11 protein-coding genes are annotated in these 12,369 nt (G+C 70.6%); 7 read left to right on the forward strand and 4 right to left on the reverse strand.

Going from position 1 to position 12,369, the window contains the following annotated elements; genetic code table 11:
- Positions 1–20: 20 nt before the first annotated feature.
- Both ASG53_RS09580 and ASG53_RS09585 read left to right on the forward strand, forming a co-directional pair.
- The gene (locus ASG53_RS09580) at positions 21–2,369 is read left to right on the forward strand and encodes an MMPL family transporter (protein ID WP_327286727.1); all 2,349 of its coding nucleotides are present in this window, start codon (positions 21–23) and stop codon (positions 2,367–2,369) included.
- Complete coding sequence (locus ASG53_RS09585) at positions 2,366–3,397, forward strand: Gfo/Idh/MocA family protein (protein ID WP_056132042.1); 1,032 nt, start codon at positions 2,366–2,368, stop codon at positions 3,395–3,397. The genes ASG53_RS09580 and ASG53_RS09585 overlap by 4 nt, the downstream gene beginning before the upstream one ends.
- Positions 3,398–3,522: 125 nt before the next feature.
- On the opposite strand, the gene ASG53_RS09590 is transcribed toward ASG53_RS09585, so the two are convergent.
- The 3 genes from ASG53_RS09590 to lpdA form a co-directional block, all read right to left on the reverse strand.
- Positions 3,523–4,470 carry a TIGR01777 family oxidoreductase gene (locus ASG53_RS09590; protein ID WP_056132044.1) on the reverse strand — a complete coding sequence of 316 codons (948 nt, stop codon included), beginning with the start codon at positions 4,468–4,470 and terminating at the stop codon, positions 3,523–3,525.
- A gap of 203 nt (positions 4,471–4,673) precedes the next feature.
- Positions 4,674–6,437, reverse strand: coding sequence for a 2-oxoglutarate dehydrogenase, E2 component, dihydrolipoamide succinyltransferase (gene sucB / locus ASG53_RS09595; RefSeq protein ID WP_056132047.1), 1,764 nt, complete (start codon positions 6,435–6,437; stop codon positions 4,674–4,676).
- A gap of 29 nt (positions 6,438–6,466) precedes the next feature.
- The gene (gene lpdA / locus ASG53_RS09600) at positions 6,467–7,852 is read right to left on the reverse strand and encodes a dihydrolipoyl dehydrogenase (RefSeq protein WP_056132050.1); all 1,386 of its coding nucleotides are present in this window, start codon (positions 7,850–7,852) and stop codon (positions 6,467–6,469) included.
- Positions 7,853–8,052: 200 nt separating this feature from the next.
- Between lpdA and ASG53_RS09605 the strand changes: the two genes are divergently transcribed.
- Entirely contained in the window at positions 8,053–8,403 is a 351-nt protein-coding gene (locus tag ASG53_RS09605) for a hypothetical protein (RefSeq protein ID WP_056132053.1), read from the forward strand.
- A 216-nt stretch (positions 8,404–8,619) separates the two neighbouring features.
- Here the strand turns inward: ASG53_RS09605 and ASG53_RS09610 are convergent, their stop codons facing one another.
- Positions 8,620–10,101 (reverse strand): leucyl aminopeptidase, encoded by a 1,482-nt coding sequence (locus ASG53_RS09610; protein WP_056132057.1) that lies wholly within the window; start codon positions 10,099–10,101, stop codon positions 8,620–8,622.
- 64 nt (positions 10,102–10,165) lie between these two features.
- Between ASG53_RS09610 and ASG53_RS09615 the strand changes: the two genes are divergently transcribed.
- From ASG53_RS09615 to ASG53_RS09630, 4 genes are all read left to right on the forward strand, one after another.
- Positions 10,166–10,522 carry a hypothetical protein gene (locus ASG53_RS09615; RefSeq protein ID WP_056132059.1) on the forward strand — a complete coding sequence of 119 codons (357 nt, stop codon included), beginning with the start codon at positions 10,166–10,168 and terminating at the stop codon, positions 10,520–10,522.
- A gap of 116 nt (positions 10,523–10,638) precedes the next feature.
- Positions 10,639–11,091 carry a hypothetical protein gene (locus ASG53_RS09620; protein WP_056132062.1) on the forward strand — a complete coding sequence of 151 codons (453 nt, stop codon included), beginning with the start codon at positions 10,639–10,641 and terminating at the stop codon, positions 11,089–11,091.
- Positions 11,092–11,125: 34 nt separating this feature from the next.
- Positions 11,126–12,154: a quinone-dependent dihydroorotate dehydrogenase gene (locus ASG53_RS09625; protein ID WP_056132066.1), complete on the forward strand. Its 1,029-nt coding sequence runs from the start codon at positions 11,126–11,128 to the stop codon at positions 12,152–12,154.
- Positions 12,151–12,363 carry a hypothetical protein gene (locus tag ASG53_RS09630; RefSeq protein WP_056132070.1) on the forward strand — a complete coding sequence of 71 codons (213 nt, stop codon included), beginning with the start codon at positions 12,151–12,153 and terminating at the stop codon, positions 12,361–12,363. The genes ASG53_RS09625 and ASG53_RS09630 overlap by 4 nt, the downstream gene beginning before the upstream one ends.
- The last annotated feature ends 6 nt before the right edge of the window (positions 12,364–12,369 follow it).

Genomic DNA, 12,369 nt, shown 5'->3' on the forward strand with positions numbered 1-12,369 from the left:
ATACGGCTGTCCTGTCCTCGATGATACTCAGCATGCTGAGTAAATCCCCCAGTGCGCAGAGCCAGGGCCAGGCCGGGGGCGCACCGCGTCGCTCGGGTGTCGTCCGCGGTCTCATCATTGTCGCAGTCATCGCCATCTGGCTCGGTATCGGAGCGCTGGGCGGACAGGCCCAGGGCAAGCTGAGCTCTGTCCAGACCAACGACGCCGGTGCGTCCCTCCCGTCGAGCGCCGAGTCGACCCAGGTCGACAAGCTCGCGGCCGACTTCGTCGAGTCGCAGTCGCTGCCCGCCCTCGTCGTCGCCACCTCCTCGCAGGGGGGTGCCCTCACCGCAGACCAGCTCGCCGCCATCACCTCGTTCTCCGACTCGATCGCCGCGATCGAGATCCCTGGTGCCTCGGGAGACGACCCCCGCACCGTCGGGGACGTGCTCACAGCACCGACAGTCGTCGTGCCGTCCGAAGACGGCGAGGCTGCGCTGATCACCCTGGCCATCGACGCCGACGCGGCCGAGTCGCTGCTCGCCGACGGTGAGAGCCTCACCCCGACAGTCGTGGGTGCCATCCGCGACGCGATCGCGGCCGACCTCGCGGGCGCCGACCTCAACCTGTGGGTCACCGGTCCCGCGGGATTCGTGGCGGACCTCGTCGTGGCCTTCGGCGGCATCGACACAGTCCTGCTGCTCGTCGCCCTCGTCGCGGTCCTCATCATCTTGGCCTTCGTCTACAGGTCGCCGATCCTGCCCTTCGTCGTCATCTTCACAGCCGTCTTCTCGCTCTGCCTCGCGGGTCTGGTGGTCTACCAGCTCGCCGACAACGGGACGCTCGTGCTCAACGGGCAGTCCCAGGGGATCTTGTCGATCCTCGTGGTCGGTGCCTCGGTCGACTACTCCCTGTTCATCGTGGCCCGCTACCGCGAGGAGCTCCGGCACACCCGTCACCCGGCGGACGCGCTGCGGAAGTCGCTGCGCGCCTCGGTCGAGCCGATCCTGGCGAGCGCCGGCACGGTCATCGCCGGTCTGCTCTGCCTCCTGCTCTCGGACCTCGCGTCGAACAGGTCGCTCGGGCCTGTCGCAGCGATCGGCATCGTCGCCGCCTTCCTCGGTGCGATGACCTTCTTGCCCGCGCTGCTGCTCGTCGGCGGCAAGCGGTCCCGCGCTGTGTTCTGGCCGCGTCGCCCGTCCTTCGTCGACGAGGCCCAGGCCGCTCCGGGCGCTGTCGGCACTATCGACACCACCTCGGGATTCTGGGCCCGTGTGGCGCGCTTCGTCGCCCGTCACGACCGCCGAGTCTGGGTCATCACGGCTCTCGTGCTCGCCGCCTGCGCGGCCTTCGTCCCGACGCTCGACGCGAGCGGGACGAGCGAGTCCGACGTGTTCCTCACGCAGGTCGACTCGGTCGACGGCGAAGAGGTGCTCGCCCAGCACTTCGACGGCGGCAACATCCAGCCGGCCATCGTCATCGCCCCGGAGGCCGACGTCGACGCGGTCATCGCCGCAGCCGAGGGAGTGGACGGCGTGACCAGTGCGTCTGCCGTGACCGCCTCGAGCGGCCAGGGCATGCCTGGTGCGACCAGCGACGAACCGCCGCTCGTCGTCGACGGCATGGTCCGCATCGACGTCGTCACGACCGACGCCGCCGACACCCAGGGTGCCGTCGCGACCGTCGCGGAGCTGCGGACAGCCGTCCACGACGTCTCCTCCGACGCTCTCGTCGGTGGTGCCGCGGCACAGCGCCTCGACACGCAGGACGCCGGGACCCGGGACCTCCAGGTCATCGTGCCGGTCGTGCTGCTGGTGATCCTCGTCATCCTCATGATGCTGCTGCGGTCGATCCTGGCCGCGGTCCTGCTCATGGCCGCGAACGTGCTCTCCTTCGGTGCCGCGCTCGGAGTGTCCGCGCTCGTGTTCCAGCACGTCTTCGGGTTCCCCGGCGCAGACCCGACGGTCCCGCTGTACGCCTTCTGCTTCCTCGTGGCGCTCGGTGTGGACTACACGATCTTCCTCATGACACGCGTCCGGGAGGAGACCATCCACCACGGCACCCGTGACGGTGTGGTCCGGGGGCTCACGGTCACCGGGTCGGTCATCACGTCCGCAGGTGTGGTCCTCGCGGCCACCTTCGCGGCGCTCGGCATCATCCCGCTGATCTTCCTCGCGCAGATCGCCTTCGTGGTCGCCTTCGGGGTGCTGCTCGACACGATCGTCGTGCGCTCGCTCCTCGTGCCCGCGCTCGTCCACGACATCGGCGGAGCCGTGTGGTGGCCCTCGAGGCTCGGCAAGACCGAGCGCGACCGGGAGCGCCACGGCAAGCACGCTGCCGAAGATCCGGCGGCACACGGCGGCTCGGACGGAGCTACCGTGGACGCATGAGCACACTGCGCGTCGGGCTGGTCGGGTACGGGGGAGCGGGGCGTGGCATCCACGCACGGCTCGTGGAGCAGGCGGGGTACGACGTCACCGTCGTGGTGACCCGCTCACCGGAGCGTGCCGACACCGCGCGCAGCGACTGGCAGGGAGTCGAGGTCGTGGACGACCTCGACTCCCTGCTGTCGGACACCTCGAGGTACGACCTCGTCGTGCTCGCCAGCCCGACCCCGCTCCACGAGGACCAGGCGGTCCAGGTCCTCGAGGCCGGCGTCCCGCTCCTCCTCGACAAGCCGATCGCCCTCGACGGACCCGGCGCCGAGCGGGTCGCGCGGACGGCCCGGGAGACCGGGACCCCGCTCACCGTGTTCCAGAACCGCAGGTGGGACCCCGAGCAGCTCACCCTGCAGGCCGTCCTGGCCGCGGGGAGCCTCGGGTCGGTCTACCGCTTCGAGCGGCGCTGGGAGCGGTGGCGCCCGGTGCCCCAGCAGCGCTGGAAGGAGCAGGACACCCGCGGAGGCGGACTGCTCCTCGACCTCGGGACTCACCTCGTCGACTCGGCGGTCCAGCTCTTCGGGCCCGTCGAGTCCGTCTATGCCGAGCTCGCGAACCACACGACCCCGACGGAGGACGACGTCTTCCTGTCGCTGCGTCACGCAGCGGGGGACGACGGCCAGCAGGTCGTCAGCCACCTCTGGGGCGGTTCTGTCGTCGGGGCACCCGGTCCACGGACCCGCGTGCTCGGCTCGGAGGGTGCGTACGTCGTGACGACCTTCGAGAACGACGCCTCTCCCTTCGAGGAGATGGACGCCGAGGCGCCCGACGGATCCCAGGGCTGGCTCTCGCACGGCCGGGAGCGGACACCGGTCCAGCAGGCACCGGGCGGGCACGAAGACTTCTACCCCGCGGTCGCCGCGTGGGTCCTCGACGGTGGGCCCGTGCCTGTCGACCCCGAGGAGACCGTGGCGACGGCCCGGGTGCTCGACGCGGCCCGCGAGAGCGCGGCCACAGGGACGCGGATCAGCCTCGGCTGACTCGCGGGACAGCGGCTCCGCCGGGGCTGCACCGCAGGCGTCGCACCGACGGATACCCGTGTCCCAGGTTCAGGGCCACCCATCACGGCACCGCCCGACGACTCGTCGGGCGGTGCCGTGCTGGTTCAGACGGTCGGGCTGGTCTGGGCCGGCCGGCCCTGCGCCACCCAGCGGGCGGCGGCGTGGATCGTCGGGTGGGTGAACTCGAAGCCGGCGTGCTCGAGCACCTCTGGGTGCACGCGCTGCGACCCGAGGAGCTCGCTCGAGAACTCACCGAGGGCGATCTTCAGCGCGAAGGCCGGGACCTTGATCTTGGTGGGCCTGCCGAAGGCGTCACCGAGGGCGCGGGTGAGGTCGGCGTTGCGTGAGGGAGCCGGCGCCGTGAGGTTGACGGGCCCTTCGAGGTCGGACTCCATGATGTGCAAGATCGCGCGGATCTCGTCTTCGAGGGAGATCCAGCTCCAGAACTGGTCGCCGCTGCCCATCGGACCGGCGACCCCCGCCTTGACCAGGGGGAGCAGCCGCCCGAGCGCGCCTCCGCTCGGGGCGAGGACGATCCCGGTGCGCAGGTGCGCGACCCGCAGCCCGGCCGCACGGGCGGGCTCGGCTGCGGCCTCCCACGCCCGGACCACGTCGGCGAGGAACCCCTTGCCGAAGGGGCTCGACTCCGTGAGCACCGTGTCGCCCTGGTCGCCGTAGGCGCCGATGGCCGAGGCCTGCACGAGCACGGCCTCGGCGGGGGCGCTGCCGGCTGACACAGCTGCGACGAGCCGCTCGGAGAGCAGCGTCGTGGAGTCGACACGCGACCGCAGGATCTGCTCGCGGTACGAGTCGGTCCAGCGGTGGTCGCCGACGCCCACCCCGGCGAGGTTCACGACAGCCTGCGCGCCGTCCAGGGCGTCTGACGGGAGCTGTCCTGCGCCGGGGTCCCAGGTGATCTCACCGGGGGCCTTCACAGGGCGGCGGACGAGCGTCCGCACGTCGTAGCCACGGCGCCTGAGGCGGGGGACGAGCGCCGACCCCACAAATCCGCTCGAGCCTGCGACGACGACGGTCTTGCGGGTGGTGTCCATCTGGTCATCGTAGGCAGCCGGAGACGTCGGGGCGCGCTGAAGGCGGCCGACGCGGCTGTGGTCCCGGGGCGAGGCGCAAGATGCACCCGGTCCGAGGCGCACGACGCAGCCGGGCCGGGACGCACGACGACCCCGCAGCCGTGAGCTGCGGGGTCGTCGTGTGGTGCGGTCGGGTGCCGGTGAGGGCACCCGTCAGAGCGTGGTCAGAGACCGACCTCGGACTCGAAGGCACCCTCTTCGATGCGCTTCTTGACGGCCATGAGGTAGCGCGACGCGTCGGCGCCGTCCACCAGACGGTGGTCGTAGGAGAGCGAGAGGTAGCAGATCGAGCGGATCGCGATGACCTCGGCGCCGTCGGCGTCGGTGATCACTGCGGGACGCTTGACGATCGTGCCGGTGCCGAGGATCGCCGACGTGCCGCCGGGGACGATCGGGGTGTCGATGAGCGCCCCGCCCGAACCGGTGTTGGTGATGGTGAAGGTGGCGCCGCTGAGCTCGTCCGGTCCGACCTTGTTGTCACGCGTACGCGTGGCGAGGTCACCGATCTTGCGGGCGATGCCGCCGAGGTTGAGGTCACCAGCGTCGCGGATGACCGGGACCAGCAGACCACGCGGGGTGTCGACGGCGATACCGACGTTCTCCGACGCGTGGTACGTGATCTGGTCGCCCTCGAGGACACCGTTGATCTTCGGGAAGGCCTTGAGAGCCTCGACGGCAGCCAGCGCGAAGAACGGCAGGAAGGTGAGGTTCGCGTTCTCGCGAGCCTTGAAACCGTCCTTCGCCTTCGCGCGAAGACGCGCGACGCGAGTCACGTCGACCTCGACGACCGTGGTGAGCTGCGCCTGCGAGTGCAGGGCCTCGACCATGCGCTCGGCGATGATCTTGCGCAGGCGGCTGGCCTTCTCGGTCGTGCCGCGCAGCGGCGAGACCTCGGGGACCGACGCCTTGCGTGCCGCGGCCGGAGCCTCGGACGGGGCGGCTGCGGCGGGAGCCGGAGCCGCGGCAGCCTTGGCAGCCTCTTCGGCCTTGGCAGCAGCCTCGAGGACGTCTTCCTTGCGGATCCGCCCACCGACACCGGTCCCGGTGACCGTGGCGATGTCGACGCCCTTCTCGGACGCGAGCTTGCGCACGAGAGGCGTGAGGTAGGAGCCACCAGCGGCGGACGGTGCGTCCGTCTTCGGAGCCTCGGCCTTGGGAGCCTCTGCCTTCGGGGCCTCGGCCTTGGGTGCTTCAGCCTTCGGTGCTTCAGCCTTGGGAGCCTCGGCCTTCGGCGCCTCAGCAGCCGGCGCCTTCTCGGCGGGAGCCGACTCAGCAGCCGCGCCGGAGCCGATGACCGCGAGGACTGTGCCGACCTCGACGGTCTCGTCCTCCTGGACGAGGATCTGCTGGAGCGTCCCGGCGACGGGCGACGGGACCTCGGTGTCGACCTTGTCGGTCGAGACCTCGAGCAGGGGCTCGTCGACCTCGACGCTGTCGCCGACCGACTTGAGCCAGCGGGTCACGGTGCCCTCGGTGACGGACTCTCCGAGCGCGGGGAGCTTGATCTCCTCACCGTCGCCCGAGGGTGCGGACTCGGCCGTCGTCGACTCGGTCGGTGCGGCCTCCTCCGACGGTGCGGGGGTCTCGTAGCCGCCACCCGAGGCCGGAGCCTCGTCGGTGACCTCGGCCGGAGCCTGGGGGGCGGGAGCCTCGTCGGCGCTCTTCGCGTCGTCGCTGCTGCCGGCTCCCTCGCCCGAGCCGATCTCGGCGAGGGCGGCGCCGACCTCGACGGTCTCGTCCTCCTCGACCAGGATCTTCTCGAGCACGCCGGCGAACGGCGACGGGATCTCGGTGTCGACCTTGTCGGTCGAGACCTCGAGCAAGGGCTCGTCGAGCTCCACGGTCTCGCCGACGGCCTTGAGCCAACGGGTGACGGTGCCTTCGGTGACTGATTCGCCCAGTGCGGGCATCTGCACGGTGTCAGACATGACCTCTCCGGTCTCCTTCGATCGCTTGGTCAGTTGTGGGCGTGCAGGGGCTTGCCGGCCAGAGCCAGGAATGCCTCTCCGAGCGCTTCGTTCTGAGTGGGGTGTGCGTGGACGAGCGAGGCGACGTCTTCGGGGTACGCCTCCCAGTTGACGATGAGCTGACCCTCGCCGATGAGCTCACCGACGCGTGCACCGATCATGTGGACGCCCACGACGGGGCCGTCCTTCTGGCGCACGAGCTTGATGAAGCCCTGGGTGTCGAGGATCTTGCTCTTGCCGTTGCCGGCGAGGTTGTACTCGAGGGTCTCGACGTTGTCGGCGCCGAGGCTCTCCTTGGCCTTCGCCTCGGTCAGACCGACAGACGCGATCTCGGGGTCCGAGTACGTGACGCGGGGGATGCCCGACTCGACGATCGGCGCGGGGTTGAGGCCGAGGATCTGCTCGGCGACGAAGATGCCCTGCGCGAAGCCGCGGTGCGCGAGCTGGAGGCCGGGGACGATGTCTCCGACGGCCCAGATGTTGCCGACACCCGTGTGCAGCTTCTCGTCGGTGATGACGAAGCCGCGGTCGAGGGTGATGCCCTGCTGCTCGTAGCCGAGGTCGGCGGTGCGGGGTCCGCGGCCGACGGCGACGAGCATGATCTCGGCGTCGAAGGTCTTGCCGGACTCGAGGGTGACGTGCACGCCCGAGTCGTCCTGCTCGACGGTCTTGAAGCGGTCGCCGAGGTTGAAGGCGATGCCACGCTTGCGGAAGGCACGCTCGAGAGCCTTGCTCAGCGCCTCGTCCTCAGCGGGGACCAGGTGCGGCAGACCCTCGATGATCGTGACGTCGGCACCGAAGGAGCGCCACACGCTCGCGAACTCCGAGCCGATGACACCTCCACCGAGGACGATCACGGACTTGGGGACGGTGTCGAGCTTGAGCGCCTGCTCGGAGGTCATCACGCGACCGCCGATCTCGAGGCCCGGGAGCGAGCGCGAGTAGGAGCCCGTCGCGATGACCACGTTGCGGCCTGTGTAGCGGGTGCCGTCGACCTCGACAGCATCCTTGTCGACGAGCTTGCCGTAGCCCTCGATGACGGTGATCTTGCGGGACTTGATGAGTCCCTGGAGGCCCTTGTACAGGCCGGAGATGACGCCGTCCTTGTACTTGTTGACGCCGTCCATGTCAATGCCCTTGAGCTCGGTCTGCACACCGTAGTGCGCACCGTCGCGGGCGTTGTCCGCGAGCTCTGCAGCGTGGAGGAGCGCCTTGGTGGGGACGCAGCCGTAGTGGAGGCAGGTGCCCCCGAGCTTGTCAGCCTCGATCAGGGCGACGTTCTGGCCGAGCTGAGCGGCGCGCAGTGCGGTGGCGTAGCCTCCGCTGCCTCCGCCCAGGACGACGATGTCGAAATCGGTGCCGGGGGTCTCGGCCACGTGCAACTCCTTAGGCGCAATGGGTTCGTTACCGCTCCATCTTGTCATCACGGGACGTGTGCCCCAACCGCTGGAGGGGCCCAAAGGCCCAGTTGGTGGTGTGAGAATGGAGACATCCCACGACTTTGGTCCTGGGTGAGGTCTGCCAGGGGGCCCGCGTACCCAGGATTCTCACGGGTGGGCGCATGTATTCTGCGTCCATGTCGCGACTGTCACGGATCTTCGGCCGCCGCCGTCCCGCCTCCGCCACGTCTGCAGAGGCACCGGCACCTCTGCGGTCCAGCGACCGGCGCCGCGAGACGATGGAGCACCTCGAGCAGTTCACCCGCTCGCGGGTGGGTGTCGAGTCCTACATCGAGCCGCCGACGGTCGACCAGCCGACCACCATCTTGCTCATCGCCTCGTCGGGGGAGTGGACCCGCCGTCGCGTCCCGGACGCCGTCGCGGCCCGCAAGATCGCCGCCGAGATCGGCATCCCCGTCTACGACGTGAACTTCACCGGGTACCCGCAGCGCATGCGGGACTGGAACAGCGCGCACAAGCGCCGCTGAGCAGAGCGGTGGCGGCGGCTTCTTACGATCTGAGCCCGGGCTGACGACGGCGGGCTGCCGACGCTGCCCACCTCGTGATGCGCCACACCTCATGAGACGCCGACGGGCGCGGACCACGACGTCGTGTCGTGGTCCGCGGGGTCTCGGCCCTGCGGCACCGGGGCGCGTGCACCCCGGAGCCCTGAGGCTCGCCCGAGCGGGACCCGCCCTGCGCTGCTACTTCGTGGCTGCGTAGGCCTCGAGGAAGCCGAGCATCGTGCGCACGCCGACGCCGGTCCCGCCCACGGGGGTGTAGCCGTGCGCAGAGCCCTCGTTGAAGGACGGTCCGGCGATGTCGAGGTGGGCCCACGGGCGCCCGCCGGTGAACTCTTCGAGGAAGAGGCCGGCCACGAGCATCCCGCCGAAGCGGTCACCGATGTTCGCGATGTCCGCGACGGGCGAGTCCATGCTCTTGCGGAGCTCGCGCGGGAGCGGCATCGGCCAGAACTGCTCGCCGGTGGCACCGGCGGCGTCGACGACCTGCGTGCGGACGTCCTCCGAGCCCATGACTGCGCTGACGCGTGCACCGAGGGCGACCATCTGCGCACCGGTGAGGGTCGCGATGTCCAGGACGACGTCGGGGTTCTCCTCGCCGGCTGCGACGAGGCCGTCGGCCAGGACCAGGCGGCCCTCGGCGTCGGTGTTGAGGACCTCGACGGTCTTGCCGCCACGGATCGTGATGACGTCGGAGGGGCGCTGGGCCGTGCCCGAGGGCATGTTCTCGGCGAGGCAGAGCCACCCGGTCACGGCGACAGGCAGGCCGAGGCGAGCAGCGGCGAGGACCGTGTGCAGGACCGCGGCGGCGCCGGCCATGTCGGACTTCATCGCCTCCATGCCCTTGGCGGGCTTGATCGAGATGCCGCCCGAGTCGAAGGTGATGCCCTTGCCGACGAGCGCGATCTTCGCGGCCGGGCGGCTCGGGGTGTACGCGACCTTGACCAGGCGCGGTCCGCGGGTCGAGCCGAGGCCGACACCGAGCAGACCGCCGTAGCCACCAGCGGTGAGGGCCTTCTCGTCGAGGACCGTCACCTTGACGCCGCTGCCCTTGGCCGCGGACTTCGCGATGTCGGCGAAGGCCGCCGGGAACAGGTCGTTCGGGGCGCTGTTGACGAGGTCGCGGGTCGCGTGGACCGACTGCGCGATGACCGAGGCCCGCTCACCGGCCTTCTTGAGCGACGGCTTCTTGGCGTGCTCGGTGACGACCTCGACCGAGGCGACGGGCGTCCCGGCGGTCGCTGCCTCACCTGTGCGGTAGGTGCGGAAGGCGTAGGCGCCGAGGAGGGCACCCTCGGCGACGGCTGCTGCGTCGGCCTCGGTCACGACGGGGAGCGCGAGGGCTGCGGACGGCACACCACCGAGGCTGCGCACGGCGGCACCCGCCGAACGGCGCAGGCTCTCCGGGGTGAGGTCGGCGACGGCGCCGAGGCCGGTGAGGACGATGACCTTGGCGGAGACACCCTTGGCGGAGGGGACGCGGGTCACGCTGTCCACGGCACCGGTGACACCGAGGAGCTCGAGGTCGAGCGTCGCGGCCACGGCCTTCGGCAGCGCGTCGCTCGGGGCGAGCACGGGGCCTGTCGGTGTCTGGCCCACGCCGATGACGAGCGCGTGAGAGGTGAGAGAGCTAGGGGCTGAGGAGGTGAAGGTGAGATCGGTCACCGGTCGATCGTATCGCCCGGTGGCGTGCACCCCGACCGGGTCGTGCGAGCGGTAATCTCGACCTGTGCTCACGCCCCTCACCGTCCTCGTCGTCGCCGCCTCGTCGGCCCTCGGTCTGTGGGCCGCGTGGTTCGTGCTGCGCGACCGAGCGGTGATCCTCAAGCAGCTCTGGGGTGCGGCCGTGGTCGAGGGGCTGCTGCTCCTGCAGACGATCGCCGCCGCGGTGCTGCTGGTCACCGGTGACGGCCACTCCGACGTCGGCGAGCTGTGGGGCTATCTCGTCACGGTCCTGCTGATCCTGCCCTTCGCGGCCGCCTGGGCCTTCGCCGAGCGCAGCCGCTGGAGCTCGGTCGTCATGGTGCTGGCTGCCGTCACCGTGATCTTCCTGGAGTACAGGCTCGTCCAGATCTGGGAGCGCTGACTAGCGGTACACCTCAGCACGCAGGGCGCGTCTCGCACCGCCCGCCGAGCATCACCCGCACGACCCGAGCACGGCCCGAGAACGCTCGACACGACCGCACGAGAAGAGAGAAGAACGTGGACCTCGACCGGACGGACGCCCCCAGCGGCTCGGCCCCCCGCACCAGCTCAGGCTTCGGGCGGCTGCTCGTCGCCGTCTACGGGATCCTGGCGCTCGCCGCGACGGTCCGCGGTGCCTACCAGCTCGTGGCGCAGGGCTCGGAGGCACCTGTCGCGTACTCGCTCTCGCTGCTCGCCGGCATCGTCTACGTCGTCGCGACGGTCGCCCTCGCGAAGGGCACCGGCCGCTGGCGCACCATCGCCTGGGTCACGGTGTCGGTCGAGCTCGTCGGGGTGCTCACCGTCGGCATCCTCACCATCGTCGACGCGGGTGACTTCCCCGACGCGACGGTGTGGTCTGGTTTTGGTCAGGGCTACGGCTACGTACCCCTCGTCCTCCCGCTCGTCGGCCTCTTCTGGCTGTGGCGCACGCGCCCTGCCCCGCACACCTCTGCACCCCCCGCTGCCTGAGTCCTGCACCGCCACCTGAGGAGCACCGCACGTCATGATCTACCCCTTCGTCTTCCGCACGGTCTTCCGCCGCATGGACCCCGAGCAGGCGCACCACCTGGCCTTCCGGGCGATCTCGCTCGTCGGCCGGACCCCCGTGCTCTCGAGCGTGGTCCAGGGCGCTCTCGCACCGTTCCTCCAGGGGCCGGGGGTCGAGGTCTTCGGGCGTCGTGTCCCGGCGCCCTTCGGGGTCGCCGGGGGCTTCGACAAGAACGCCGAGGCTGTGCAGGGTCTGACGATGCTCGGCTTCGGGTTTGTCGAGATCGGGACTGTGACCGCTCATGCGCAGCCCGGCAACGAGCGTCCGCGGCTGTGGCGGGAGATCGACCTCGGCGGTGTGCGCAACCGGATGGGCTTCAACAACGAGGGTGCGGCGGCGGCCGCGGCCAGGCTCGAGAAGCTGCGCGCGACCCGTGCGGGCCGCGCGATCTTCGTCGGGGCCAACATCGGCAAGACGAAGGTGACGCCCGCGGCCGAGGCTGCGGGCGACTACGCGACGAGCGCGAGCCTGCTCGCGCCGTGGGCCGACTACCTGGTCGTGAACGTGTCCTCGCCGAACACGCCGGGCCTGCGCGACCTCCAGTCGGTCGACGCGCTGCGCCCCATCCTCGTCGCGGTCCGTGAGGCGGCCGACACCGCCACGGCTGCTGCAGGGCGACCCCGGATCCCGTTGCTCGTCAAGATCGCGCCCGACCTGGCCGACGACGACGTCGACGCCGTGGCGGACCTCGCCCTCGAGCTCGGGCTCGACGGGGTGGTCGCGGTCAACACGACGATCTCGCACGACCTCGGCGAGGGTGGTCTCTCCGGGCGGCCGCTGCTGGCCCGTGGTCTCGAGGTGGTCGCGCGTCTGCGCGAGCGTCTCGGCTCGCGACCGGTGATCATCGGGGTGGGGGGCATCACGACACCCGCCGACGCGCAGGCCTACCTGGACGCGGGTGCGAACCTCACGCAGGGGTACACGGCCTTCATCTACGAGGGTCCGTTCTGGGCCCGCCGGATCAACAAGGAGCTCGTCCGATGACGACACCCCAGTGGACCTGGACCTTCCAGGGCACCGACGGTCAGCCGGCCGACGCGCCCATCAGCCCCGTGTTCACCAACCAGTTCGACGCCGAGCAGTGGCTCGGTCAGGGCTGGCGCGAGCTCGCGGGCTCTGGCATCGCCGCGGCGGTGCTGCTCAACGAGGGCCGGCCTGCTGCTCCTGCGGTGAGGTTGTCGAGCGAGGTCTGAGAGTCC

The sequence above is a fragment of the Sanguibacter sp. Leaf3 genome, assembly GCF_001425965.1.
Lineage (GTDB): Bacteria > Actinomycetota > Actinomycetes > Actinomycetales > Cellulomonadaceae > Sanguibacter > Sanguibacter inulinus.